The sequence below is a fragment of the Streptomyces sp. NPDC007856 genome, from assembly GCF_042868225.1.
GTDB lineage: Bacteria > Actinomycetota > Actinomycetes > Streptomycetales > Streptomycetaceae > Streptomyces.
The window spans coordinates 160663-184770 of the sequence record NZ_JBIAEC010000006.1 but is presented as its reverse complement, the minus strand read 5'-3'; the positions used below and the strand labels follow the sequence as shown (position 1 = coordinate 184770).

The 24108-nt window shown below is 71.1% G+C and carries 23 protein-coding genes, 2 tRNA genes and 3 pseudogenes; 21 read left to right on the top strand and 7 right to left on the bottom strand.

Annotated elements, in window-relative coordinates:
- Positions 1 to 30: 30 nt before the first annotated feature.
- On the bottom strand, positions 31 to 591 hold the full coding sequence (locus tag ACFYOH_RS16680; RefSeq protein ID WP_388626223.1) for a CGNR zinc finger domain-containing protein: 561 nt from the start codon (positions 589 to 591) through the stop codon (positions 31 to 33).
- A gap of 305 nt (positions 592 to 896) precedes the next feature.
- Positions 897 to 1310 carry an SsgA family sporulation/cell division regulator gene (locus tag ACFYOH_RS16675; RefSeq protein ID WP_004002642.1) on the bottom strand — a complete coding sequence of 138 codons (414 nt, stop codon included), beginning with the start codon at positions 1308 to 1310 and terminating at the stop codon, positions 897 to 899.
- Positions 1311 to 1527: 217 nt separating this feature from the next.
- Here ACFYOH_RS16675 and ACFYOH_RS16670 point away from each other — a divergent pair, with 217 nt between their 5' ends.
- The 4 genes from ACFYOH_RS16670 to ACFYOH_RS16655 all read left to right on the top strand — a co-directional run bounded on the left by ACFYOH_RS16670 (position 1528) and on the right by ACFYOH_RS16655 (position 3938).
- Complete coding sequence (locus tag ACFYOH_RS16670) at positions 1528 to 1977, top strand: TIGR02611 family protein (protein WP_388626221.1); 450 nt, start codon at positions 1528 to 1530, stop codon at positions 1975 to 1977.
- 84 nt (positions 1978 to 2061) lie between these two features.
- Positions 2062 to 2133: transfer RNA gene (locus ACFYOH_RS16665), tRNA-Val, on the top strand.
- A gap of 332 nt (positions 2134 to 2465) precedes the next feature.
- The gene (locus ACFYOH_RS16660; protein ID WP_388626219.1) at positions 2466 to 3461 is read left to right on the top strand and encodes an alpha/beta fold hydrolase; all 996 of its coding nucleotides are present in this window, start codon (positions 2466 to 2468) and stop codon (positions 3459 to 3461) included.
- A 237-nt stretch (positions 3462 to 3698) separates the two neighbouring features.
- A complete protein-coding gene (locus ACFYOH_RS16655) occupies positions 3699 to 3938 on the top strand; it encodes a hypothetical protein (RefSeq protein WP_388626606.1) in 240 nt (79 codons plus the stop codon).
- A gap of 17 nt (positions 3939 to 3955) precedes the next feature.
- On the opposite strand, the pseudogene ACFYOH_RS16650 reads toward ACFYOH_RS16655, so the two are convergent.
- A pseudogene (locus ACFYOH_RS16650) lies at positions 3956 to 4183 on the bottom strand (IS110 family transposase); the annotation flags it as partial.
- Positions 4184 to 4316: 133 nt separating this feature from the next.
- Between ACFYOH_RS16650 and ACFYOH_RS16645 the strand changes: the two are divergent.
- The 6 genes and pseudogenes from ACFYOH_RS16645 to ACFYOH_RS16620 all read left to right on the top strand — a co-directional run.
- Positions 4317 to 4754: pseudogene (locus ACFYOH_RS16645) on the top strand (ABC transporter substrate-binding protein); the annotation flags it as partial.
- Positions 4724 to 5071: pseudogene (locus ACFYOH_RS16640) on the top strand (Tat pathway signal sequence domain protein); the annotation flags it as partial. The pseudogenes ACFYOH_RS16645 and ACFYOH_RS16640, both read left to right, overlap by 31 nt.
- 124 nt (positions 5072 to 5195) lie before the next feature.
- A complete protein-coding gene (locus ACFYOH_RS16635; RefSeq protein WP_388626605.1) occupies positions 5196 to 5642 on the top strand; it encodes an SRPBCC family protein in 447 nt (148 codons plus the stop codon).
- A gap of 39 nt (positions 5643 to 5681) precedes the next feature.
- Positions 5682 to 5753, top strand: a tRNA-Val gene (locus tag ACFYOH_RS16630).
- A 57-nt stretch (positions 5754 to 5810) separates the two neighbouring features.
- Entirely contained in the window at positions 5811 to 6041 is a 231-nt protein-coding gene (locus tag ACFYOH_RS16625) for a hypothetical protein (RefSeq protein WP_388626218.1), read from the top strand.
- 333 nt (positions 6042 to 6374) lie between these two features.
- Positions 6375 to 7247 (top strand): DUF2207 family protein, encoded by an 873-nt coding sequence (locus ACFYOH_RS16620; RefSeq protein ID WP_388626216.1) that lies wholly within the window; start codon positions 6375 to 6377, stop codon positions 7245 to 7247.
- Here the strand turns inward: ACFYOH_RS16620 and ACFYOH_RS16615 are convergent.
- Positions 7219 to 7944: a 3'-5' exonuclease gene (locus ACFYOH_RS16615; protein WP_388626214.1), complete on the bottom strand. Its 726-nt coding sequence runs from the start codon at positions 7942 to 7944 to the stop codon at positions 7219 to 7221. The genes ACFYOH_RS16620 and ACFYOH_RS16615 overlap by 29 nt on opposite strands.
- Positions 7945 to 8112: 168 nt before the next feature.
- On the opposite strand from ACFYOH_RS16615, the gene ACFYOH_RS16610 reads away from it, so the two are divergent.
- The 3 genes from ACFYOH_RS16610 (at position 8113) to thrS (ending at position 12004) form a co-directional block, all read left to right on the top strand.
- Positions 8113 to 8679 (top strand): DUF4365 domain-containing protein, encoded by a 567-nt coding sequence (locus ACFYOH_RS16610; RefSeq protein ID WP_388626213.1) that lies wholly within the window; start codon positions 8113 to 8115, stop codon positions 8677 to 8679.
- Complete coding sequence (locus ACFYOH_RS16605; RefSeq protein ID WP_388626211.1) at positions 8676 to 9908, top strand: hypothetical protein; 1233 nt, start codon at positions 8676 to 8678, stop codon at positions 9906 to 9908. The genes ACFYOH_RS16610 and ACFYOH_RS16605 overlap by 4 nt, the downstream gene beginning before the upstream one ends.
- Positions 9909 to 10027: 119 nt before the next feature.
- The gene (gene thrS / locus ACFYOH_RS16600; RefSeq protein WP_388626210.1) at positions 10028 to 12004 is read left to right on the top strand and encodes a threonine--tRNA ligase; all 1977 of its coding nucleotides are present in this window, start codon (positions 10028 to 10030) and stop codon (positions 12002 to 12004) included.
- A gap of 37 nt (positions 12005 to 12041) precedes the next feature.
- On the opposite strand, the gene ACFYOH_RS16595 is transcribed toward thrS, so the two are convergent.
- Positions 12042 to 12698, bottom strand: a complete 657-nt coding sequence (locus tag ACFYOH_RS16595) for a potassium channel family protein (RefSeq protein WP_388626208.1) — start codon at positions 12696 to 12698, stop codon at positions 12042 to 12044.
- Between the two features lie 67 nt (positions 12699 to 12765).
- On the opposite strand from ACFYOH_RS16595, the gene ACFYOH_RS16590 reads away from it, so the two are divergent.
- Entirely contained in the window at positions 12766 to 13323 is a 558-nt protein-coding gene (locus tag ACFYOH_RS16590; protein ID WP_228618846.1) for an HIT domain-containing protein, read from the top strand.
- A 30-nt stretch (positions 13324 to 13353) separates the two neighbouring features.
- Here the strand turns inward: ACFYOH_RS16590 and ACFYOH_RS16585 are convergent, their stop codons facing one another.
- Together ACFYOH_RS16585 and ACFYOH_RS16580 are read right to left on the bottom strand one after the other, a co-directional pair.
- Entirely contained in the window at positions 13354 to 15000 is a 1647-nt protein-coding gene (locus ACFYOH_RS16585; protein ID WP_388626206.1) for a hypothetical protein, read from the bottom strand.
- Between the two features lie 212 nt (positions 15001 to 15212).
- Positions 15213 to 17414, bottom strand: a complete 2202-nt coding sequence (locus tag ACFYOH_RS16580; protein WP_388626205.1) for an elongation factor G-like protein EF-G2 — start codon at positions 17412 to 17414, stop codon at positions 15213 to 15215.
- A 241-nt stretch (positions 17415 to 17655) separates the two neighbouring features.
- Between ACFYOH_RS16580 and pgsA the strand changes: the two genes are divergently transcribed.
- The 7 genes from pgsA to ACFYOH_RS16545 all read left to right on the top strand — a co-directional run bounded on the left by pgsA (position 17656) and on the right by ACFYOH_RS16545 (position 23981).
- Positions 17656 to 18378 (top strand): phosphatidylinositol phosphate synthase, encoded by a 723-nt coding sequence (pgsA, locus tag ACFYOH_RS16575; RefSeq protein ID WP_388626604.1) that lies wholly within the window; start codon positions 17656 to 17658, stop codon positions 18376 to 18378.
- Positions 18375 to 19283: a phosphatidylinositol mannoside acyltransferase gene (locus tag ACFYOH_RS16570; RefSeq protein ID WP_388626203.1), complete on the top strand. Its 909-nt coding sequence runs from the start codon at positions 18375 to 18377 to the stop codon at positions 19281 to 19283. Before pgsA ends, ACFYOH_RS16570 begins: the two co-directional genes overlap by 4 nt.
- Positions 19280 to 20440, top strand: a complete 1161-nt coding sequence (locus ACFYOH_RS16565) for a glycosyltransferase family 4 protein (protein WP_388626201.1) — start codon at positions 19280 to 19282, stop codon at positions 20438 to 20440. The genes ACFYOH_RS16570 and ACFYOH_RS16565 overlap by 4 nt, the downstream gene beginning before the upstream one ends.
- Before the next feature lie 517 nt (positions 20441 to 20957).
- Positions 20958 to 21500 (top strand): hypothetical protein, encoded by a 543-nt coding sequence (locus ACFYOH_RS16560; RefSeq protein WP_388626199.1) that lies wholly within the window; start codon positions 20958 to 20960, stop codon positions 21498 to 21500.
- A gap of 126 nt (positions 21501 to 21626) precedes the next feature.
- Positions 21627 to 22532 carry a pyridoxal 5'-phosphate synthase lyase subunit PdxS gene (gene pdxS / locus ACFYOH_RS16555; protein WP_388626197.1) on the top strand — a complete coding sequence of 302 codons (906 nt, stop codon included), beginning with the start codon at positions 21627 to 21629 and terminating at the stop codon, positions 22530 to 22532.
- Between the two features lie 39 nt (positions 22533 to 22571).
- Positions 22572 to 23180 (top strand): pyridoxal 5'-phosphate synthase glutaminase subunit PdxT, encoded by a 609-nt coding sequence (pdxT, locus tag ACFYOH_RS16550; protein WP_388626195.1) that lies wholly within the window; start codon positions 22572 to 22574, stop codon positions 23178 to 23180.
- Positions 23181 to 23228: 48 nt separating this feature from the next.
- Positions 23229 to 23981, top strand: a complete 753-nt coding sequence (locus tag ACFYOH_RS16545; protein ID WP_228618861.1) for a YebC/PmpR family DNA-binding transcriptional regulator — start codon at positions 23229 to 23231, stop codon at positions 23979 to 23981.
- The last annotated feature ends 127 nt before the right edge of the window (positions 23982 to 24108 follow it).

The following is a 24108-nucleotide window of genomic DNA, read 5'->3' as shown; positions in this document are numbered from 1 at the left end:
GATCCCCTACGGCGCCTCGCCCGGCGTTCGTCAGCCCGTCGCCTCCTTGCGGCGGGCCCGGTACGCGGCCACGTGCAGTCGGTTGCCGCAGGTGCGGCTGTCGCAGTAGCGGCGCGAGCGGTTGCGGGAGAGGTCGACGAAGGCGCGCCGGCAGTCCGGTGCCTCGCAGCGCCGCAGCCGTTCCCGCTCCCCGGCCACCACGAAGAAGGCGAGCGCCATCCCGCAGTCGGCGGCGAGATGGTCGGCCACCGAGGCGCCGGGTGCGAAGTAGTGCACATGCCAGTCGTAGCCGTCGTGGTCCGTCAGACGCGGGGTGGTGCCCGCCGCGGCGACCAGCTCGTTGATCAACCCGGCGGCCGAACGCTCGTCCGGCGCGGCGAAGATCGCCGCAAAGCGCCCCCGGACCCTGCGCACAGCCGAGAGATCGAACTCCGACAGCACACCGACATCGCTGATCTCGTGGTTTCGTACGAAATCCACGAGAGCCGGGACATCGGGCAGTCCGTCGGCCGCCGCGTCGTCCTCCGGCGCGGTGTTCACCAGATCCACCACGGTGTCGAGGGCGCACCGGGTGTCGTGGGTGATCAGCACGTTTCGCTCCCTGGCCTGAGGGTCGGGCGGACGCCCGCCGATGCTGGCCGATGGTAGCGACAACCCAGCCCACCGCACCGGCCCCCGCCGACCTCGATTGCCGGTAGAACGCCTGCGCGGCCGAGCTGGTTCCCGCCCGCGGCACCGTGCGCCGATCCTTTCCGTGGCGGCTCCGTGTGCACAGACCGGCGCCGTCCCGCGTGAATCGCTCACGGTGACGGCGCCGGGCTGTGCCGTATGCGGTTGTCTTGGCCCGAGCCGTCTCCCCGAGTGGACGGCGCCGGGCTGCTTTCGGGGGCCGCGACCTAGCTCTCCGCCAAGATGTGCGAGAGCTCCTGATCCAGATCGAAGTGCCGGTGCTCCGTGCCGGGTGGCACGGCGGCGTCGGTTCGCTTCAGGAAGGACTCCAGGGCCCGCGCCGGGGCTTCGAGGAGGGCCTCCCCTTCCGGGGAGCTGAGGGCGATGCACACGACGCCCTGACCATGGCTCCGCGACGGCCAGACACGGACGTCGCCGGTTCCGGTGGGCCGGTGGAGCCCCTCGGCGAGGAGGTCGCGGGCGAACACCCACTCGACGGTCTCCTCGGCTCCGGTGTGGAAGGTGGCGTGCACGGCGTAGGGGTCGGCCGTGTCGTACCGCAGGCCTGCGGGGACAGGCAGGGAGGACTCGCTCGACACAACGAGGCGCAGGTGCAGCTCGCAGCTGACCGTGGTGTTCATAAGCGCCAGGGCCTTTCGCTCAGTGTGCGCTCGGGGATTCGCACGTCGGCGAAATCGACATGCCACCTACGATGCCGTTGTAAACCCCTCTGAGGGTTTTGCGTGTGTTTACGTAACTCTTCCGGCCGAGAACTCGTACGAGATCTACGACCATTCCGGTGACTGGATTCACTCCGGTAGGGTTTGTCTGTATGAATACGGGGAGTGACGAGCGGGCGTGGTCGTCGTGACGGCGGACGGGGAGAGGGCGGATCGGCAGGAAGCGGGGCAGAGCGCCGGACCTGGGACCGGTACCGGGCTCGGCTCCCGGGCGCCGGAATTCGTCAAGGCCCGCCGGCTGCTGCACCTGAGCTGGCAGGTCGGCGTCTTCGTGGTCGGCCTAGCGGTCGTCGTCGCCGGCGTCATCATGCTGCCGCTGCCGGGCCCCGGCTGGGTAGTGATCTTCGGCGGCATGGCGATCTGGGCGACCGAGTTCGTCTGGGCACAGCTCGTGCTCCGCTGGACCAAGCGCAAGGTCACCGAGGCCGCCCAGCGGGCCCTCGATCCCAAGGTGCGCCGCCGCAACATCACGCTTACCGTGGTCGGGCTGGTGATCGTGGCCGTGCTGGTCGGGATCTACGCGTGGAAGTTCGGCCTCGTGATGCCGTGGAAGATCAAGAATCAGTGACGCGCCTCCGGCGACCGGCCGTCCGCCGCCCCGGCCCGTGGTCGGAAGCACCCCCTGACATGGGGTAATGTTCTTCCTGCGCCCGGGCGATTAGCTCAGTGGGAGAGCGCTTCGTTCACACCGAAGAGGTCACTGGTTCGAACCCAGTATCGCCCACCCGGACCGACGGCCCACCTGCGAAAGAGCAGGTGGGCCGCCGGCTTTTTTTGCAGAACCGGCAACATCCCTCGTGGCCTCCGGTCCGCCCACTGCACCATCGTCGACACCGACCGCAATCGACGCGGCACGGCCGCCGGGTCGTCGTCGCACCGCATCCACGAGCCGCCCGCCACCGCCCGGCCCGCCTCGCTCGGCCCCTCTCCGTACGCCGCCCGCCCGGCAGGCAATCCGAACAGACCAGCGCACCGACAGAACCGACGCCGCACCGCCCTCGAGAGGCCCGGCGCCCCCCAGAACCCATGCCGCCCGAGAACACCCCGGGAGCCCCCATGCCGAAGCCCCCCGCCCCCACTCCCACTCCCACCCCCACCCACCGCCTGGTCCCGTCACCTGCCGGGCGTGTGCATCTCGTGGAGCAGGGCAGTGGCCCCCTCGTGCTGCTGGTGCACGGGTTCCCGGAGTCCTGGTACTCCTGGCGGCACCAGTTGCCGACCCTGGCCGCCGCCGGTTACCGCGCCGTGGCCGTCGACGTGCGGGGCTACGGCCGTTCGTCCAAGCCGGTGGCCGTGGACGCGTACCGGATGCTCGACCTGGTCGCGGACAACGTGGCCGTGGTGGAGGCCCTGGGGGAGGAGTCGGCGGTGGTCGTCGGGCACGACTGGGGCGCCACGATCGCCGCCACCTCCGCTCTGACCAGGCCCGACGTGTTCCGGGCCGTGGCTCTGCTCGGCGTGCCGTACACCCCGCCCGGCGGCCCGCGGCCCAGCGAGGTCCTCGCGCGGATGGGCGGGGGCGAGGAGTTCTACGCGTCCTACTTCCAGCAGCCGGGCCGGGCCGAGGCGGAGATCGAGCCGGACGTACGCGGCTGGCTCGCGGGCTTCTACGCCGCCCTGTCCGCCGGCACCATGCCCGCGCCGGGCGCCCCCGACCCGCACTTCGTCGGCCGCGGCGGCACCCTGCGCGAACGGTTCCCCGCCGGCCCGCCGCCGGCCTGGCTGAGCGAGGCTGACCTCGACTTCCTGGCCGGGGAGTTCGAGCGGACCGGGATGACCGGGCCGCTGAACCGTTACCGGAACATGGACCGGGACTGGGCGGACCTGGCCGGTCACGAGGGCGCCCCGATCACGCAGCCCTCGCTGTTCGTCGGCGGCGCCCTGGACGCCTCGCTCGCCTGGCTGGCCGACGCGGTCGAGGCGTACCCGAAGACCCTGCCCGGCCTGCTCGGCTCACACGTCCTCGACGGCTGCGGTCACTTCGTCCAGCAGGAGCGCCCGGAGGAGACGAACCGGATCCTGACCGACTGGCTCACCACCCTGCCCACCTGAGCTCGGGCCGCCCGCCCCGCACCGCGCTGCCTGAGCTGCGGCGCTCGCACCGTGTCGCGCGACGTCCGGTCGCTCCGCGCCGGTTTCGCGGACGTCTGGGTTACCGGCGGTCTTGGGCCGGACCTCGGGGCAGCTGCCTCGCATCGTGTCGGCTGGGCTGCGGGGGCCCCTATGCGTTTGGTCAAGGTCGAAGACCAGCAGGTTCGTGTCGTCGGGGGCGGTGGCCGAGTTGTAGGGGTGTTCGTGGGCGAGAGCCAGGTCACGATCAAGCTGACGAGTGACGAGGCACTGGTGCTGTCGCACTGGCTGGAGAAGCTGCAGATGACGGACTTCAGCCGCGTTGTCGACGATCCGGCGGTCTGGGCCCCGATCCATCGGATCGCCGGAACGCTGGACAAAGCGCTTCCTGAGCTGTTCGCGCCTGACTACGACCAGCGGCTTGAGGCCGCTCGTCAGCGACTTCGGCCGGAGGACTGACCAACGGTCTGAACTCCTCACCTGGCCGCAGCGGGTTGAGGTTCGTCGAAGGTTCCGTCGCGGAGCATGGCGAAGAGGACGTCGGCCCGTCGTCGGGCGAGGCAGAGCGGGGCTTGGGTGTGGTGCTTGCCGTGCGCGATCTTCTTGTCGTAGTAGGCCCGCGATTCCGAGTCGCCCAGTGCGGCGAACGCGGAGAGGAAGGCCGGCCGGACCCCGGGGCCGCTGCCTCTCATTGTGCTGCCTGAGCTGCGGCGGGCTCGCACCGTGTCGTTGTCGTTCCGGCCGCCCCGCACCCGTTCCGCCCGACATCCGGCCGCCCCACGGCTTTCGGCCGGACCCACGGCCACCCCGCACCGTGCTCCCTGAGCCCCGGCGGGCACGACGACCGGGTGCGGGGGCGGAAGCGGTGCCGGGGACTGGGCGGTGACGGTCCGTTACTCCTGGTGGGGTGCCGAGGAGCGGGCCAAGAAGATCAACCAGACCATCGCGCTCTTCGAGAAGAAGTACCCGAAGATCAAGGTCAAGACGGACTTCCAGACGTACGCGTCCTTCTGGGAGAAGTTCCAGACCCAGGCGGCCGGCGGAAATTCCCCGGACGTTTTCCAAAATGCCGTCACCTTTCTCCGGAAATACGACAAGCGGGGAATTCTCCTCGACCTCAAGTCCCAGGTGCAGGCAGGTAATCTGACCCTGGATCACTTCCGGAACGGCGTCACGAAGGTCGGCGAGGTCGACGGAAAGCAGCTCGGAATTCCCGTCGGCTCCAACACCATGGCACTCGTCGTCGGTTCAAGGAGGCCTACCTGGACTACTGCCGTTACTTCAACGCCACCAAGGCCGAGCAGAAGGCCCGTTACGGCTCCGACTTCGGCACCCTGCCGCTCTTCCAGGGCCACTCGCGCCTCGACGCCTACGTACAGACCGGGGACGCCACCTTCGCCAGGCGCGCCTGGACCAAGTTCTACGGCTCGGACGGCTGCACCGAGTCCTCGCCGTGGAAGACCGAGAGACTGACCGGCCCCGTCACCCTGGTCGAGGGCGGCGAGGCGAGCTGGGTGTCCAGCAACGACACCGCGCTCTACGGCCTCGCGGCCATCGGGAACCTGGCGTTGCTCGGCGACAGGATGCCCTAGCCGGCGTAGGGGGAGCGCCGTCGCACGGGCGGCGGCGCTCGCCCACCGAGTCTGGCCCGGCGCTCGGTGCGGCGCCATGAGTACGCGTACTCAGATCTCCCGCCTCGCCGGGCAGACTCCTCCCATGGACTGGACCCACTACCGCTTCCGCAGCCGGTGGTCCCTGCCCGCCCCGCCCGCCGTCGTGTACGCGGTGCTGGAGCGGCCCGAGGACTATCCGGGCTGGTGGCCGCAGGTCCGCTCGGTGACCAGGCTGGACGCCGACACCGGGGTGATCACCGTCCGCTCCCTCCTGCCGTACGACATGACCTTCACCGCGCGGCAGGCCCACCGCGACCCCGACGCCGGTGTGCTGGAGGTCACCCTGTCCGGCGACATCGAGGGCTGGGCGCGCTGGACGGTCACGGCGGAGGGCTCCGGGACCCTGGCGCGCTACGACCAGGAAGTGGACGTGCACAAGCCGCTGCTGCGCCGGCTCGCCGTGCCCGGCCGCCCGGTCTTCCGCGCCAACCACCGCCTGATGATGCGGTCCGGACGGCGCGGGCTGCTGCGCCGCCTCCAAGCGGTTTGAAGGATCCGCGCCGGGACCTGTATTGTTCACTGCGTTCCCGGGCGATTAGCTCAGTGGGAGAGCGCTTCGTTCACACCGAAGAGGTCACTGGTTCGAACCCAGTATCGCCCACCGGGAAAGAGCCGGTCCGCCCAGCGGACCGGCTCTTTTGATGCCATGGGGGGCGTCATGGGCGAGGAACAGGGCGGGGAAGGACCGAGACTTGGCGCGCAGGTGCGCCGGCTCCGGGTCCGCAGTGTGATCAGGATCCTCCTGCTCGCACTCGTGCTGGGCGGCGTCGTGGCGCTCGCCAGGATCACCTTCAACACCGAACGGGTCACCACGATGTGGGTCGGCGCACGGATCGCCGCCGACGGCAGCGCCCGGATCACCGAGGTCATCGACTACGACTTCGGCTAACCGCACCTGGAACGGCACGGCATCTACCGCGACCTGCCGGACCTGCCCTTCGACGAGGACGAGGTCCACATCGCCGTCAGCATGGACGGCCACCGCGTCCCCTGGGAACTCACCACGGGCGACTACTGCACCTAGCCGAACGGCCACCGGGAGATCGCCGCCCGCATCAAGACCGGCGACCCCGGCAAGGCCGTGACCGGCGTGCACCGCTACCGCGTCCAGTACACCTGCAGGACGTCGTGAAGAAGGGCAGGCCGGCCTGGGACGCGGTCGGCACCGGCTGGCAGGTCGACCGGTCCCGCGTCGACATCCACGTCGTGGCCCCCTACCTGCTTGCTGCTCGGCGCCGTCGCCGACGGCCACCTCGTCCTCGGCGGCGAGGGGCACGCTCCGACCCTGCGCCGCAGCAGCAGGGGCGCCGGGTCCGACGATCCGGTCGCCAGGGAGGTCCTGCGGTACATCTTCGCCGGGCGCGACCGGATCACCCTGGGCATGTACGACTCGTCCTTCCAGACGGGCTGGCATGCGCTCGCCCGCCACCTGCGGCAATGGCAGACCGACTCCGGTCTGTGGGACCCGGCGTCCGTGCGCCGGGCCCGCACCGGACGGTACGCCGGCAGGGCCGCCGCCGTGCTCGGCTTCGTCGCGGCAGCGGTGGGCGCGGGCCTCGGCGGCAGCCGCCTCGCGGCGGGAGGACCGGTGCTCATCGCGGGCGCGGTCGTCTTCTGTGCCGGCCTCGCGCTGGCGCGGCGCGCCTGGGAGCTGCACCGCCGCGCACCCGAGGGCAGCGCCCAGTGGCGGCGGGTGGAGGCGTTCCGGCGCTACCTCGCCGACCCGTCGGTGACTCTTGCCGAGCAGCCCCTCGACGACGAGCAGGTCCGGCTCTACACGGCCTGGGCGGGCCGCCCTCGGCCTGGGCGACACCTGGCGGCACGCCGTCGAGACGTCCGCCGTGCCCACCTGGCAGCCCTCTTCGCCCGCCGTGCGGCTGGGGCCGGCGCCGGCCCTGGGACTCGTCGTCAACGCCGCGCTCTCCTCCCGGACGCCGTCCTCCAGCGGCGGTGGCTCCGGTGGCGGCTCCGGCGCAGGAGGCTCCTGCGGAGGCGTCGGTGGCGGAGCGGGCGGTGGCGGAGGCGGCTCCTGGTGACCGCCGTACCGGGGGCGGTACCCGCTCCGCCTATGCCGCCGCCGGCAGTTCCGGCCTGAGCGGCCAGTCCGTGCTGACGGTCTCCTCCGAGCCGCTGCGTGCGAACCATGCCTGCAGCCCGCGGGCCTGTGCCGCGTGCCAGCCCGTCTGGAGTGTGTGCAGCTCGGCGGGGGTCAGGCGCTCCAGCCGGGTCGCGAAACGGCGGCCGAGGGCCCGTACGACCTCCAGCGCGGCCAGGGCGTCCGCTCCCGCGTCATGCGCGCCCTGCAGTGTCACGCCGTAGTGCGCGCACAGGTCGGTCAGGGTGCGGCGGCCCTTGCGGTAGCGGTCCAGGTGCTTGTCCAGCACGCGCGGGTCCAGTACGTGCAGCGGGGTCGCCTCGAACCAGCGGTCCAGCGAGGACGCCCGGTGCCGACGCAACTCCCGGTCCAGCAGGGTGAGATCGAAGGGCGCGTTCATCACCACCAGCGGGCGGCCCATCGCGGCGTGCTCCGCCAGATGCTCGGCTATCTCGTACATCACCGGCGCCGGCCAGCGGCCGTTGCGCTGCAGGTGCTCCTCCGTCAGCCCGTGCACCGCGGTGGCCTCCTCGGGCACCGGGACACCCGGGTTCACCAGCCAGCGGGTGACCCGGGGCCGGGTGCCCGGCGCGTCCTGGACGACGACGGCGGCCGACACGATCCGGTCGGTCTCGACGTCCACGCCCGTCGTCTCCGTGTCGAAGGCGGCCAGCGGCCCCTCGTACCAGTACGTCATCCCAACCCAACTCCTCGTTCACCCGGGGCAGGTGACGTTCCGTCTTCTGCCCGTTTGGTGATACCCGGGCCGTTTGCGCCGTACGCCGGGGGGAGACAACAGGAGTACGGGTCTTTGCAGTTCAGCGGCCCGCAGCGGGGAAACTCTTGGCTTGGAAGGCTGTTGGTCATGGCCATAGCGCAGCCCGAGCGGGGCGGGCTGCTGCCCGATCGCACGGGCCACCTTCGCGGCACGCTCGCCACCACCGCCTGCATGGAGACACTGCAGGTCGGCTACTTGCACGCGGTCGCCGCCGCGGCCGGCTGCTCGCTGTCCCAGCCCTTCCCGGACAACGGCATCGACTGGCACGTCAGCCACAGCGCGCCCGGACACACCGTCGACGACGAGGTCACCATCAAGGTGCAGCTGAAGGCCACGTACCAGGTCGCGCCGAACCCTCCGGGGCGCACCTTCTCCTTCACCCTCGACAACGACCATCTGCGCAAGCTCGCCCGCACACCCGTCTCGGTGCACAAGATCCTGGTCGTCATGCTCGTCCCGCGCTCGCAGGACGACTGGCTGCGGGCCAGCCACGACCGGCTCGACCTCAGGCACTGCTGCTACTGGGTCAACCTCGCCGGCCGCCCCATCACGGGCCGGCACCGGACCACCGTGCGGATACCGACCACACGCATCTTCGACGACCGGGCGCTCTGCGAGATCATGACGCGGGTCGGGACGGGAGGCAGGCCATGAGGAGCCGTCCGTACGAGGAACTGCCGCGCCAGGTCCGGCCGCATCCCGACGACCTCGCCTGGAACCGGCCCCCGGACCCCGCCGAGGTCGATCCCGCCGTGCTCGGCGCCCTGCTGCACCGGCACGGCTGGCAGCGGCGTGGCGGAGCCCCCGGGCGCTACGGCCGCTGGACCCCGCCGGGACCGGGCGCCGGCGGGACCAGCCTGCTGGTGCCCGAGAGCCGCGCCTTCCCCGACAGCGACGACCTGCTCGGCGAGGCCCTCGACGCCCTCGCCCGCAGCCACACCCCCGCGGCGCGCGAGGTGCTGATCTCCCTCGCCGTGCCCAGCGACGAGATCCGCTGGTGGCGTGACACCCCGAGCGGACCCGTCGGCGCCGCGCCCTGGTCGGCCGACGAGCAACTGCGCGGCGCCGCCCGGCAGATGCTGCTCGCCGCCGCACTCGCCACACGCGCGCGTGCCGGGTACTACGGCGCCCGCCACCGCCGCTCCGCCGCCGCACTGCTGCAGGACGTCCTCGTCGGCCCCGCCGCCGAGGGCCGGCACCTCACCGCCTTCGTGCCCGTGCCCACCGGCCGCGCGCTCGCCGTCCGCCTGCACCAGGCCCTGTACGCCGCCCGCGAGGCCGTCGACTACCAGCGAGCCACCGGCGGCATGGACGCCTTCGACGGCGCGGTCGAGGCGGGCGTCAGCCGCGAACTGACCGAGGCGCTGGCCGCGCTCGTGCGGGGCACCGAGGGCGCCCGGATCGCCGTCGCCTGGGCACCCGGCGTCGGCGTCCCCGAGGGCTGCGCCCCCTCCGCCGAGCCCGTCGAGTTCTCACCCGGCGACCTGCCCGTGCTGCGCGAGGCTGCCGCCCGCTATCTGCGCGAGGAACCCTCCGTACCGGTCCGGATCACCGGCGCCGTGGTCCGTATGCGACGCTCCGGACCCGGCGGCGAGGGCACCGTACGGCTGCGCGTCCTCGCCGGAGCCGACGTCCCGCACGTCCGCGTCACCCTGGACGAGGAGGACTACCGCATCGCCGGCCACGCCCACCTCGTCGGACTCCCGGTGCGCGTGCACGGCCGGCTGGAGCGCCGGGGCGGCTTCCGCCGGCTGACCGGCGCCTCCGGGGTCGTACCCGTACAGGTGGACGAGGGCGAGCGGGACCGGCTGCTGAAGTCGCTGCAGGAGAACCTCGACTTCTTCGAGGAGGCCTGCGGGGAGGCGTACGGGGACGAGGACTGAGGAGTGACGACAGGGGACTGTGGGTGACCGTTTCGCGGTCGGCGCGGTGAGGTCGGTACGATCGCCTGTGCGCGCGCTCCTGGTATGGCGCCGCACCCACCTTCAGTCAGGAGAGACCGGTGTCAGACGTCCGTGTGATCATCCAACGCGATTCCGAGCGGGAAGAACGCGTGGTGACGACGGGCACTACGGCCGCCGACCTCTTCGCGGGCGAGCGCTCGATCATCGCCGCGCGTGTCGGGGGCGAGCTGAAGGACCTCGCCTATGAGGTCGAGGACGGCGAGACCGTCGAGGGCGTCGAGATCTCGTCCGAGGACGGCCTGAACATCCTGCGCCACTCCACCGCGCACGTCATGGCGCAGGCCGTGCAGGAGCTGTTCCCCGAGGCCAAGCTGGGCATCGGCCCGCCGGTCAAGGACGGCTTCTACTACGACTTCGACGTCGAGAAGCCGTTCACGCCCGAGGATCTCAAGGCCATCGAGAAGAAGATGCAGGAGATCCAGAAGCGGGGGCAGCGCTTCGCCCGCCGTGTGGTCACCGACGAGGCCGCCCGTGAGGAGCTGGCCGCCGAGCCGTACAAGCTGGAGCTGATCGGCCTCAAGGGCTCGGCCTCCTCCGACGACGGCGCGGACGTCGAGGTCGGCGCCGGCGAGCTGACGATCTACGACAACCTGGACGCCAAGACCGGCGAGCTGTGCTGGAAGGACCTCTGCCGCGGTCCGCACCTGCCCTCGACCCGCCTCATCCCGGCGTTCAAGCTGATGCGCAACGCGGCCGCCTACTGGCGCGGCAGCGAGAAGAACCCGATGCTCCAGCGCATCTACGGCACCGCCTGGCCGTCCAAGGACGAGCTGAAGGCCCACCTGGACTTCCTCGCCGAGGCCGAGAAGCGCGACCACCGCAAGCTCGGCACCGAACTGGACCTCTTCTCCATCCCGGAGCAGATCGGCTCCGGCCTCGCCGTCTTCCACCCCAAGGGCGGCATCGTCCGCCGGGTCATGGAGGACTACTCGCGGCGCCGCCACGAGGAGGAGGGCTACGAGTTCGTCTACACCCCGCACGCCACGAAGGGGAAGCTCTTCGAGACGTCCGGGCACCTGGACTGGTACGCCGAGGGCATGTACCCGCCCATGCAGCTCGACGAGGGCGTGGACTACTACCTCAAGCCCATGAACTGCCCGATGCACAACCTGATCTTCGACGCGCGCGGCCGCTCCTACCGCGAACTGCCGCTGCGCCTCTTCGAGTTCGGGACCGTGTACCGGTACGAGAAGTCGGGCGTCGTGCACGGCCTGACCCGCGCCCGCGGCTTCACCCAGGACGACGCGCACATCTACTGCACCCGTGAGCAGATGTCCGAGGAGCTGGACAAGACGCTCACCTTCGTCCTCGGCCTGCTGCGCGACTACGGTCTGACCGACTTCTACCTGGAGCTGTCCACCAAGGACCCGGAGAAGTTCGTCGGCTCCGACGAGGTCTGGGAGGAGGCGACCGAGACCCTGCGCCAGGTCGCCGAGAAGCAGGGCCTGCCCCTGGTCCCGGACCCGGGCGGCGCCGCCTTCTACGGCCCGAAGATCTCCGTCCAGGCCAAGGACGCGATCGGCCGGACCTGGCAGATGTCGACCATCCAGCTCGACTTCAACCTGCCCGAGCGGTTCAACCTGGAGTACACCGGCCCCGACGGCTCCAAGCAGCGTCCGGTCATGATCCACCGCGCGCTGTTCGGCTCCATCGAGCGGTTCTTCGCGGTCCTGCTGGAGCACTACGCGGGTGCCTTCCCGGCGTGGCTGGCCCCGGTCCAGGCGCTGGGCATCCCGATCGGCGACACGCACGTGGAGTACCTGGAGAAGTTCGCGGCGGCGGCCCGGAAGCAGGGCCTGCGCGTCGAGGTGGACTCCTCCTCGGACCGCATGCAGAAGAAGATCCGCAACGCCCAGAAGCAGAAGGTGCCCTTCATGGTCATCGCGGGCGACGAGGACATGTCGAACGGCTCGGTGTCGTTCCGCTACCGCGACGGCTCGCAGGAGAACGGCATCCCGTTCGACGCGGCCATCGCGAAGATCGCGCAGGTCGTTCAGGAGCGGGCCCAGGTCTGATCCGGCACCGGCTCCGTACGAAGGCCCCCGGGGAGGTTCACTTCCCCGGGGGCCTTTCGTCTCCCTCGCGGGTGAAGGTCTGCATCAGCCAGGACGAGAACGAGCCCGTCACCGCACCGAGCAGGGCGAGGCCGCCGATCATCATCCCGATGGCGATCGTCCGGCCCATCGGGGTGACCGGGGTGATGTCGCCGTAGCCGACCGTGGTGAGGGTCGACGCCGCCCACCACACGGCGTCCCCGAACGTGCGCATGGTGGTGCCGGGGGCTCCGCGCTCAGCCTGGTAGACCGCGAGAGCACCGGAGAAGCCGAGCAGCAGGGTGGACAGGCCGGCGTAGGAGATCACGCGTGCGTGCAGCGAGAGCCGGGGCTGGCCGGCCTTGCGCTGTACCGCGTCGTACAGCGGAACGATCCGCAGCGGGCGCAGCAGCGGCAGAATGACCACCATCGTGTGCAGCATGTGCGTGGGGACGAAGCGCAGCCCCTGCCCGCTGAGCCGCCAGCGCACCCCGTAGTCCGCGGCGAACAGCACCCAGAGGGCGAGCATCACCAGCTTGCACACGCTGTGCCAGAAGGCGGGCAGGCCCGGAGCCAGGACATGGGTGGCATACGCGGCCAGGAAGACCAGCGACGCCAGAAAGAGGGGGATCTCGGTGCGCTGCTCCCAGAGCGCCCGGCGGCTGTCGTCGTCCACCGGCCAAGCTTGGCCGGTGACCTTTCTCCCGCCGCCCCGGCGACACGCCGCGAACGGGCGAAGCCATATGCTGCCTAGCATGACGAGTGAGCCGGAGCAGCAGATCGGAGTGGGGACGCAGGACGCGTTCCAGCGCCTGTGGACGCCCCACCGGATGGCCTACATCCAGGGCGAGAACAAGCCGAGCGGCCCGGGGGCCGACGACGGCTGCCCCTTCTGCACGATCCCGGCCAAGTCCGACGAGGACGGGCTGATCGTCCGGCGCGGCGAGCATGTCTACGCCGTCCTCAACCTCTACCCGTACAACGGCGGCCATCTGATGACGGTGCCCTACCGCCATGTCGCCGACTACACGGACCTGACCGGTCCGGAGACCGCGGAGCTCGCCGAGCTGACCAAGCAGGCGATGACGGCCCTGCGCACCGCGTCCGGCGCGCACGGCTTCAACATCGGCATGAACCAGGGCACGGTCGCGGGCGCCGGCATCGCCGCCCACCTGCACCAGCACATCGTCCCGCGCTGGGGCGGCGACACGAACTTCATGCCGGTCGTCGGCCACACGAAGGTGCTGCCGCAGCTGCTGGCCGACACCAGGAAGATGCTGGCGGAGGCCTGGCCGGCGTAGTCGCGGGGTGCCCTCTGCCGAGGGCACCGCTCACGCGTCGTAGAGGTCGGCCTTCTTCGGCGTCGGGTCCTGGACCTGTCCGCTGAGGAAGGACGAACGGGTGCCGAACTTCTCCGTGTCCACGCCGTTCTCCTCCAGCACCCGGATCGCCGCCGAGTGCACCACCCGCAGCACCGGGGTGGCCGCGCGCAGCGCGTCGTCGGCCATGAAGCGGTGCCGCCAGGGCTGGTCGGCCCAGGCGTGCCGCAGACCGAACGGCTCGGGCAGGACGAGCGAGCCGCCGAGCCAGTTGAGCACCGGCGGGTACCAGGTCAGCGGGGCGCGCGCGGCGAGCCGTACCACCTCGTCGGTGGTGACCAGCGGCAGCATGATCTTCCTGGTCTCCCAGGGCTTGAGGGACTTGGCCACCTCCTTGCTCGGCGGCTCCGGCTTGGTGGTGAACAGCGCGTTCACCGGACCCAGCGCATGCCCGGTCACCTCGATGCGCAGCGTCTCGTGCAGCACCGTCACCGTGATCAGCATGGTGAGGACCAACTGCCCGTCCCACAGCGTCCACTGCACGCCCAGATAGTGCCGGTCACCGCTGCCGAACTGCTGCTTGTTGCAGATCTCCTGTATCGCGTGCGTCTTGACCTGGAAGGCCTCGACGTCGGTGCCCTCGGGCCGGGACACCGCCGTGGCCTTCTCGCCGATCGGCGTGACAATCCAGTGCTTGATGGACGGCCTGGGGAACCCGCCGGTGTTCAGCGGGCCGCGCTCCAGCAGGGAGAGCTGGTCGTGGATCGCGCGTATCACGTCCCAGCTGCGGAAGGGGTGGATCTCCCGGGCCGGGTCGGCCGGCACCAGGTCCTCGGCGAGCTGCCAGGCGCCCCACCGGGTGCCCATGCCGAGTATGCCCTTGGGACCGGCGTAGAAGACCGAGTTGGACTGCTGCTCGGCGCTGAGCCGGGCCAGCGACTGGCGCAGCTCCTCGGCCGCGGTCTGGTTGGGGCCGCGCGGCACGGCCTCGGGCACCTTGGCGCCGACGCTGGTCCCCGAGAGCAGGCCGTCCCAGCGGGCCCGCAGATCCTTGGCCGTGCGCTCGCAGATCCGCTTGGCCCAGAACCAGCCGAGCACGGGGAGCACGACCGACGCCCGGGCGTACCACGCCCAGAAGCCGGTGAACGGCATCTTGATGAGGAACAGCGCGGCGAGCACGCCGACCCCGAGGAGCAGGGCGGTGGCGAGCGCACCCGCCCGTTTGTCCTCGCGCGTGGCGACGAACGTGCGCAGCTGGAAGACGAGCAGCCAGGCGAGCAGCCCGGGCAGGAAGAGGACGCCGCACAGGACCGTCACGGCGGTCAGGCGGTTGTCGCGCTCCCGGCGGATGTTGTTCGCCGCGAGGCAGTGCTCGACGACGAACTGGGGCTCGGTGCCGAAGGACTGGATGAGCGGCTTGCGGTCGGGAGCGAGCATCCGGCCGATCACGGCCCGCGAGAACGCCTCACCGAGGTTCGGCCGCAGCAGGGCGATCCTGCCGGGCTTGAGGGTCGACTCGTGCCACTCGTTGTCGGCCTTCTTGATCTCCTCCATCGGGCTGTCCCGGTACGCCGCGGAGGCCAGCGCGGCGGTCGCCGCCTGACTCGCGTCGCCCGAGACGGGCACCTGAGGCCCGTCCCACTCCGTTCCGAACGACATTCCCGCCCCCATCGCCGCCGGTGTCGCTTCTGCGGCCTTCCCGACTTCCCTGCTCCGCACACCTGTTGAACGGGCCGTCGCGTCGATTACCCGTCACAACCGGACGGCTGCGGCACGACCCGATCAGGTGATCAGCGTATCCGCCGCCACCGACAACCCGCGGGCGGACGGCCGAAGCCGCCCGCCCGCGCACCCGGCTCGCGGGTGCTGAACTACCCGTTCTCACCTGCCTGTTCCCGGATCCGTTCGGCGATCTGCGGCGGCATCGGCTCGTGCCGGGCGTAGGCGCGGTCGAACCGTGCCGTGCCGTGCGACAGCGAGCGCAGGTCGACGGCGTACCGGCCGATCTCGAACTCGGGCACCTCGGCCTTGATCAGCGTCCGCCCGGAACCCACCTGTTCGGTGCCGAGCAGCCGGCCGCGCCTGCTGGACAGGTCGCTCATCACGGCGCCCACGTAGTCGTCGCCGACCAGCACGGACACCTCGGCCACCGGTTCCAGCAGATGGATCTTCGCGTCCGCCGCGGCCTCGCGCAGCGCGAGCGCGCCCGCGGTCTGGAAGGCGGCGTCGGAGGAGTCCACCGAGTGCGCCTTGCCGTCCAGCAGCGTGATCCGCACGTCCACCAGCGGATATCCCGCGGCGACACCCTTGGCGGCCTGTGCCCGTACGCCCTTCTCCACGGACGGGATGAACTGGCGCGGTACGGCGCCGCCGACCACCTTGTCCACGAACTCGATGCCCGAGCCGCCCGGCAGCGGCTCCACCTCGATCTCGCAGATGGCGTACTGCCCGTGCCCGCCGGACTGCTTCACATGCCGCCCGCGTCCGCCGGCCTTGTTCGCGAACGTCTCCCGCAGGGAGACCCGGTGCGGGACGACGTCGACCTGGACGCCGTAGCGGCTGCGCAGCCGTTCCAGGGCGACGTCCGCGTGGGCCTCGCCCAGGCACCACAGGACCACCTGGTGGGTGTCCTGGTTCTGCTCCAGACGCATGGTCGGGTCCTCGGCCACCAGCCGGGACAGGCCCTGCGAGAGCTTGTCCTCGTCGGCCTTGCTGTGCGCCTGGATGGCGAGCGGCAGCAGCGGGTCGGGCATCCGCCAGGGCTCCATCAGGAGCGGGTCGTCCTTCGCGGACAGCGTGTCCCCTGTCTCGGCCCGGCCGAGCTTGGCCACGCACACCAGATCGCCGGCGACCGCGTGCGTCACCGGGCGCTGCTGCTTGCCGAAGGGCATGGACAGGGCGCCGACCTTCTCGTCGACGTCGTGGTCCTCGTGGCCGCGGTCGGCCAGCCCGTGCCCGGAGACGTGCACCGTCTGGTCGGGGCGCAGGGTGCCGGAGAAGACACGCACCAGGGAGACCCGGCCGACGTAGGGGTCGGAGGAGGTCTTGACGACCTCGGCGACCAGCGGGCCGCCGGTGTCGCACGGCTTCAGCGCGCGCGCCTTGCCGTCGATGGTGGTGACCTCGGGCAGCGGGTGCTCGAACGGGGTCGGGAACCCGCCGGTGACCAGCTCCAGCAGTTCCACCGTGCCAAGCCCCTGTTTGGCGCCCTCGGCGGCGGGGGCGGCCGCCAGGACGGGGAAGAACGAGCCGCGGGCGACGGCCCGCTCCAGGTCCTGGATCAGCGTCTTGACGTCGACCTGCTCGCCGCCGAGATAGCGGTCCATGAGGGTCTCGTCCTCGCTCTCGGCGATGATGCCCTCGATGAGCCGGTTGCGGGCCTCCTCGATGTCCGGCAGCTGGTCCTCGCCGGGCTCGTACTCCTTGCGCTCCCCGGTCGAGTAGTCGAACAGCTTCTGCGACAGCAGTCCGACGAGCCCGGTCACGGGCGCGTGCCCGTCGGGTCCCTCGGGGCCGCGCAGCGGGAGGTACAGCGGCAGCACGGCATCGGGGTCGTCGCCGCCGAAGGCCTCCGCGCAGACGCGGGTCATCTCCTCGAAGTCGGCGCGGGCCGCCTCCAGGTGCGTGATCACGATCGCGCGCGGCATGCCGACGGCCGCGCACTCCTCCCACACCATCCGGGTGGAGCCGTCCACGCCGTCCGAGGCCGAGACGACGAAGAGGGCCGCGTCCGCTGCGCGCAGACCGGCCCTGAGCTCCCCGACGAAGTCGGCGTATCCGGGGGTGTCGAGCAGGTTGATCTTGATGCCGTCCCAGGCGACCGGCACCAGGGAGAGCTGTACCGAGCGCTGCTGCCGGTGCTCGATCTCGTCGTAGTCCGAGACGGTGCCGCCGTCCTCCTTGCGGCCCGCCCGGTTCACCGCCCCCGCGGCCAGCGCGAGGGCCTCCACCAGAGTCGTCTTGCCCGAACCGGAGTGGCCGACCAGCACCACGTTCCGTACGGATGCGGGCTGGTCGGCCTCCAGAGCCCTGCCGGCGGCCCCGGGGTGGTGCGTTTGAGTCTTGTCGCCCATGATCCTGCCTCCCGTGCACGGTGAGGTCACTGTGGGCGCGGACACGCGGGACCCGCGTGCACTGGCGGCTCCGGCGACGCCCGCGGTTATTCGAGCTTTCCACTCCCGTCATGCTGCGTCCATACGAACGACAATCGCGCACGCCGATCGCGCCGCGCGCGCGCCGCGCACGGCGGCCCGCACCGGTTCGCGCCACGGGCCGCGGGTGCCCGCCCGTCACGCGCACGCGCGCGTGGCTACGATGGGCCAGCCGGAGGCCACCAGGGCCGCGGCGACACCGACCGTCGGGAAGGCCATGCTGAACAAGTACGCGCGTGCATTCTTCACGCGTGTCCTCACGCCGTTCGCCGCGTTTCTCATCCGCCGGGGCGTGAGCCCCGACACGGTCACGCTCATCGGCACGGCCGGTGTGGTCGCGGGCGCGCTGGTCTTCTACCCCCGGGGCGAGTTCTTCTGGGGCACGGTCGTGATCACCCTGTTCGTCTTCTCCGACCTGGTCGACGGCAACATGGCCCGCCAGCTGGGCCGCTCCAGCCGCTGGGGCGCCTTCCTGGACTCCACCCTCGACCGGGTCGCCGACGGCGCGATCTTCGGCGGCTTCGCGCTCTGGTACGCGGGCAACGGGAACAACGACGTCCTGTGCGCCGTCTCGATCTTCTGCCTGGCCAGCGGGCAGGTGGTGTCGTACACCAAGGCGCGCGGCGAGTCCATCGGGCTGCCGGTCGCGGTCAACGGCCTGGTCGAACGCGCCGAGCGGCTGGTGATCTCGCTGGTCGCGGCCGGTTTCGCGGGCCTGCACAAGTTCGGTGTGCCGGGCATCCAGTGGCTGCTGCCGATCGCCCTGTGGATCGTCGCCGTCGGCAGCCTCGTCACGCTGATCCAGCGGGTCGTCACCGTCCGCCGCGAGTCCGCCGAGGCCGAGGCCGCCGCGGACCGGCAGAGCCCCAGCGAGGCCGCGAAGTGAGCGCCGCCGAACGGCTCACAGACGGGCTGTACGGGGTCGGCTGGAGCACCGTCAAGAAGCTCCCCGAACCCGTCGCGGTGCGGCTCGGGCAGAGCATCGCCGATCTCGCCTGGAAGCAGCGCGGCAAGGGCGTGCAGCGGCTGGAGAGCAACTACGCGCGCGTGGTGCCCGGCGCAGGCCCCGAGCGCCTGCGCGAACTGTCCCGCGCGGGCATGCGCTCGTACCTGCGCTACTGGATGGAGTCCTTCCGGCTGCCCGCCTGGAGCCGCGAGCGCGTGAAGTCGGGCTTCGATCCCAAGGACATACATTTCCTGACCGACGGACTGGCCGCCGGCGGGGGTGTGATCCTCGCGCTGCCGCACATGGCCAACTACGACCTGGCCGGCGCCTGGGTCACCACCAAGCTGGAGACGCCGTTCACCACAGTCGCCGAGCGGCTCAAGCCCGAGACGCTGTACGACCGTTTCGTCGCCTACCGCGAGGGCCTCGGCATGGAGGTCCTGCCGCACAGCGGCGGCTCCGCCTTCGGCACCCTCGCCCGCAGGCTGCGTGACGGCGGCCTGGTCTGCCTGGTCGCCGACCGCGATCTGTCCGCCTCCGGCGTCGAGGTGGACTTCTTCGGCGAGAAGACCCGGATGCCCGCGGGCCCGGCGCTGCTCGCCCAGCAGACCGGCGCGCTGCTGCTGCCGGTCACGCTCTGGTACGACGACTCGCCCGTCATGCAGGGCCGTGTGCATCCCCCGGTCGAGGTGCCCGAGTCAGGTACCCGGGCCGAGAAGACGTCTGTCATGACACAGGCGCTGGCCGACGCCTTCGCCACCGGGATCGCCGACCATCCGGAGGACTGGCACATGCTGCAGCGGCTGTGGCTCGCCGACCTCGACCCCGCGAAGGGACCCTCGTGAGAATCGGGATCGTCTGCCCGTACTCCTGGGACGTGCCCGGTGGCGTCCAGTTCCACATCCGCGACCTCGCCGAGTACTTCCTCCGCCTCGGCCACGAGGTGTCCGTCCTCGCCCCGGCCGACGACGACACGCCGCTGCCGCCGTACGTCGTCTCGGCCGGCCGCGCGGTCCCGGTGCCGTACAACGGCTCGGTGGCCCGCCTGAACTTCGGCTTCCTGTCGGCCGCGCGGGTGCGGCGCTGGCTGCACGAGGGCGCCTTCGACGTGGTCCACATCCACGAGCCGACCTCGCCCTCGCTGGGGCTGCTGACCTGCTGGGCGGCCTCCGGCCCGATCGTGGCCACCTTCCACACCTCCAACCCCCGCTCGCGCGCGATGATCGCCGCGTACGCCATCCTCCAGGCGGCCCTGGAGAAGATCAGCGCCCGGATCGCGGTCAGCGAGTACGCCCGCCGGACGCTGGTCGAGCACCTCGGCGGGGACGCGGTGGTCATCCCCAACGGCGTCGACGTGGACTTCTTCGCCAAGGCCGAGCCGAAGCCGGAGTGGCAGGGCGACACGATCGGCTTCGTCGGCCGTATCGACGAGCCGCGCAAGGGCCTGCCGGTCCTGATGAAGGCGCTGCCGAAGATCCTTGCGGCCCGCCCGCAGACGCGCCTGCTGGTCGCCGGGCGGGGCGACGAGGAGGCGGCCGTGGAGGACCTGCCGAAGGAGCTACGCGCGCGTGTGGAGTTCCTCGGCATGATCAGCGACGAGGACAAGGCGCGCTTCCTGCGCAGCGTCGACCTGTACGTCGCGCCCAACACCGGCGGCGAGAGCTTCGGCATCATCCTGGTCGAGGCGATGTCGGCGGGCGCGCCCGTGCTCGCCTCCGACCTGGACGCCTTCGTGCAGGTCCTCGACAAGGGCGAGGCCGGCGAGGTCTTCGCCAACGAGGACGCCGACGCGCTCGCCGGGGCCGCCGTCCGCCTCCTGGCGGACCCGGCCCGCCGCACGGAGCTGCGCGAACGCGGCAGCGCCCATGTACGGCGCTTCGACTGGTCCACGGTCGGCGCGGACATCCTGTCGGTGTACGAAACCGTCACCACCGGCACGGCGGCGGTCGCCACGGACGAGCGGTCGGGCCTCCGCGCCCGCTTCGGCCTGGCCCGGGACTGACGGGACTGGGTGCTGGCTTCGGGTGGGCTGGGCTGACGGGACTGGGTGCTGGCTTCGGGTGGGCTGGGCTGACGGGACTGGGTGCTGGCTTCGGGCGTGCTGGGCTGACGGGAGTGCGTGCTCGCTTCGGGCGGGCGGGGGACTGACGGGGCGGGGCAGTGGATTCGGGCGCGCCCGGGACAGACCGGGCTGGCGCCGTAGCTTCCGTCGGGCTCGGGACTGACGGAGTCGCGGGTGGCGCTCGGGCCGGTGTGGGGGGTGCCCGTGGGTGCGACCGACGCGTTTCGGGCCGTTGCGGTGGGCGGCCGGCCCGCGGGCGGGGTTCGGGCCGGTGCGGGAATGGTGGGATTGCGGGAGCCTGTTTCCGGCTGGCCCGGGACCGGTGGGGCGGGACTGACGGAGTCGCGGGTGGCGCTCGGGCCGGTGTGGGAATGGTGGGATCGCGGAGGCCCGCTGCCCACTGGCCGGGGCCGAACGGGCTTCGAGGGCGGACCGAGCGTGCCGATAGCCTTCGCCCGTGACCGCAACCCTCATCTGGATCCTCGTCGCCCTCCTCGCGATCGGCGTGTACCTGAGCTGGACGGCCGGGCGGCTGGACCGGCTGCATGTGCGGATGGACGCCGCGCGGGCCGCGCTCGACGCGCAGCTGCTGCGCCGGGCCTCCGTGGCACAGGAACTGGCCACCTCGGGCGTGCTGGACCCAGCCGCCTCGATCGTGCTGTACGAGGCCGCGCACGCCGCCCGGCAGGCCGAGGAGGAGCAGCGGGAAGTCGCCGAGAGCGAGCTGAGCCAGGCCCTGCGCGCGGTCTTCGGGGATCCGGCGCAGGTGGAGGCCGTAAGGGAGGCCCCAGGAGGGGAGGAGGCGGCGCGTGAGCTGGCCGAGGCGGTGCGCCGGGTCCCGATGGCCCGCCGCTTCCACAACGACGCCGTAGGAGCCGCCAGAAGGCTCCGTGAGCATCGCAAGGTCCGCTGGTTCCGGCTGGCCGGCCACGCCCCGTTCCCCCTGGCCTTCGAGATGGACGACGAGCCCCCCGCGGCCCTGGTGGAGCGGGCCTCCTGAACCCCGGGGGAACCCTCCCTGGACGAAAAGGATCCACCTGCTTGCCATTGGCCCTTGCTGTGGCCTGGTCCACTCGCGTTTCCTCGGTGGTGCAGAGAATCCTCTTCACCATCAGTGAGGTCACCCGTGTCCACCATCGACAACCAGGCTCCCGAGACCGGCACCGCCCGCGTGAAGCGCGGCATGGCGGAGCAGCTCAAGGGCGGCGTGATCATGGACGTCGTCACGCCGGAGCAGGCGAAGATCGCCGAGGACGCGGGCGCCGTCGCCGTCATGGCCCTGGAGCGGGTCCCGGCCGACATCCGCAAGGACGGCGGCGTGGCCCGTATGTCCGATCCGGACATGATCGAGGGCATCATCGACGCCGTCTCGATCCCGGTCATGGCCAAGTCCCGCATCGGCCACTTCGTCGAGGCCCAGGTGCTCCAGTCCCTCGGCGTCGACTACATCGACGAGTCCGAGGTCCTCACCCCGGCCGACGAGGTCAACCACTCCGACAAGTGGGCCTTCACCACCCCGTTCGTGTGTGGCGCCACCAACCTGGGCGAGGCCCTGCGCCGCATCGCCGAGGGCGCCGCGATGATCCGCTCCAAGGGCGAGGCCGGCACCGGCAACGTCGTGGAGGCCGTCCGCCACCTGCGCCAGATCAAGAACGAGATCGCCAAGCTGCGCGGCTTCGACAACCACGAGCTGTACGCCGCCGCCAAGGAGCTGCGCGCCCCGTACGAGCTGGTCAAGGAGGTCGCCGAGCTGGGCAAGCTCCCGGTGGTCCTCTTCTCCGCCGGTGGCGTGGCCACCCCGGCCGACGCGGCCCTGATGCGTCAGCTCGGCGCCGAGGGCGTGTTCGTCGGCTCCGGCATCTTCAAGTCCGGCGATCCGGCCAAGCGCGCCGCCGCCATCGTGAAGGCCACCACCTTCTACGACGACCCGAAGATCATCGCCGACGCGTCCCGCAACCTCGGCGAGGCCATGGTCGGCATCAACTGCGACACCCTCCCCGAGACCGAGCGCTACGCCAACCGCGGCTGGTGACCACCTGCCGAGGACTCTTCCAAGGACTGCACGACACACATGACTGATGCACCCGTCATAGGCGTCCTGGCCCTCCAGGGCGACGTACGGGAGCACCTCATCGCCCTGGCCGCGGCCGACGCCGTGGCCAGGCCGGTGCGGCGCCCCGAGGAACTCGCCGAGGTCGACGGCCTCGTCCTGCCCGGCGGCGAGTCCACCACCATCTCCAAGCTGGCCGTCCTCTTCGGCGTGATGGAGCCCCTTCGCGCGCGCGTGGCCGACGGCATGCCCGTCTACGGCACCTGCGCGGGCATGATCATGCTCGCCGACAAGATCCTCGACCCGCGCTCGGGCCAGGAGACCATCGGCGGCATCGACATGATCGTGCGCCGCAACGCCTTCGGCCGGCAGAACGAGTCGTTCGAGGCCGCGGTCGACGTGAAGGGCATCCCGGGCGATCCTGTGGAGGGCGTGTTCATCCGCGCTCCCTGGGTGGAGTCCGTGGCCGCCGGGGCCGAGGTGCTCGCCGAGCACGACGGCCACATCGTCGCCGTCCGCCAGGGCAACGCGCTCGCCACGTCGTTCCACCCGGAACTGACCGGCGACCACCGCGTGCACTCCCTGTTCGTCGACATGGTGCGCGCCAACCGGGCGTCGGAGTCCTTGTAGGATCTCTGACGTTCGTACAGAGATTGGTTACGCGAAGGAGACAGGCAGATGTCCGGCCACTCTAAATGGGCCACGACGAAGCACAAGAAGGCCGTGATCGATGCCAAGCGCGGCAAGCTCTTCGCGAAGCTGATCAAGAACATCGAGGTCGCGGCGCGCATGGGAGGCGTCGACCTCGACGGTAACCCGACGCTCTACGACGCCGTCCAGAAGGCCAAGAAGCAGTCGGTGCCGAACAAGAACATCGACTCCGCGATCAAGCGCGGCGGTGGTCTCGAGGCCGGCGGTGCCGACTACGAGACGATCATGTACGAGGGCTACGGCCCCAACGGTGTCGCGGTGCTCATCGAGTGCCTCACCGACAACCGCAACCGCGCCGCCTCCGACGTCCGCGTGGCCATGACCCGCAACGGCGGCTCCATGGCCGACCCGGGCTCGGTGTCGTACCTGTTCAACCGCAAGGGCGTCGTGATCGTCCCCAAGGGCGAGCTGACCGAGGACGACGTGCTCGGCGCGGTCCTGGACGCCGGTGCCGAGGAAGTCAACGACCTCGGCGAGAACTTCGAGGTCATCAGCGAGGCCACCGACCTGGTCGCGGTCCGCACCGCCCTCCAGGAGGCCGGCATCGACTACGAATCCGCCGAGGCCAACTTCGTCCCGACCATGCAGGTCGAGCTGGACGAGGAGGGCGCCAAGAAGATCTTCAAGCTGATCGACGCGCTCGAGGACAGCGACGACGTGCAGAACGTCTTCGCCAACTTCGACGTGAGCGACGAGATCATGGAGAAGGTCGACGCGTAACCCTCCGCGGGTTCAGCGGATTCCCGGCGGGGGGGGGGGGGGGGGGCCCCCCCCCCCCCCCCCCCCCCCCCCCCACCGCAGCGCCGGACCGCCGCATCGGGTCCGGACGACCGAGAGGGGCGGCCCC

What these genes read in the sequence shown, in the direction of transcription:
- ACFYOH_RS16675 (WP_004002642.1), bottom strand. Translation starts at nt 1,310, where the DNA reads ATGAACACCACGGTCAGCTGCGAGCTGCACCTGCGCCTCGTTGTGTCG.
- ACFYOH_RS16660 (WP_388626219.1), top strand. Translation starts at nt 2,466, where the DNA reads ATGCCGAAGCCCCCCGCCCCCACTCCCACTCCCACCCCCACCCACCGC.
- ACFYOH_RS16635 (WP_388626605.1), top strand. Translation starts at nt 5,196, where the DNA reads ATGGACTGGACCCACTACCGCTTCCGCAGCCGGTGGTCCCTGCCCGCC.
- ACFYOH_RS16625 (WP_388626218.1), top strand. Translation starts at nt 5,811, where the DNA reads ATGGGCGAGGAACAGGGCGGGGAAGGACCGAGACTTGGCGCGCAGGTG.
- ACFYOH_RS16615 (WP_388626214.1), bottom strand. Translation starts at nt 7,944, where the DNA reads ATGACGTACTGGTACGAGGGGCCGCTGGCCGCCTTCGACACGGAGACG.
- ACFYOH_RS16610 (WP_388626213.1), top strand. Translation starts at nt 8,113, where the DNA reads ATGGCCATAGCGCAGCCCGAGCGGGGCGGGCTGCTGCCCGATCGCACG.
- ACFYOH_RS16605 (WP_388626211.1), top strand. Translation starts at nt 8,676, where the DNA reads ATGAGGAGCCGTCCGTACGAGGAACTGCCGCGCCAGGTCCGGCCGCAT.
- ACFYOH_RS16590 (WP_228618846.1), top strand. Translation starts at nt 12,766, where the DNA reads ATGCTGCCTAGCATGACGAGTGAGCCGGAGCAGCAGATCGGAGTGGGG.
- ACFYOH_RS16585 (WP_388626206.1), bottom strand. Translation starts at nt 15,000, where the DNA reads ATGTCGTTCGGAACGGAGTGGGACGGGCCTCAGGTGCCCGTCTCGGGC.
- ACFYOH_RS16580 (WP_388626205.1), bottom strand. Translation starts at nt 17,414, where the DNA reads ATGGGCGACAAGACTCAAACGCACCACCCCGGGGCCGCCGGCAGGGCT.
- pgsA (WP_388626604.1), top strand. Translation starts at nt 17,656, where the DNA reads ATGGGCCAGCCGGAGGCCACCAGGGCCGCGGCGACACCGACCGTCGGG.
- pdxT (WP_388626195.1), top strand. Translation starts at nt 22,572, where the DNA reads ATGACTGATGCACCCGTCATAGGCGTCCTGGCCCTCCAGGGCGACGTA.
- ACFYOH_RS16545 (WP_228618861.1), top strand. Translation starts at nt 23,229, where the DNA reads ATGTCCGGCCACTCTAAATGGGCCACGACGAAGCACAAGAAGGCCGTG.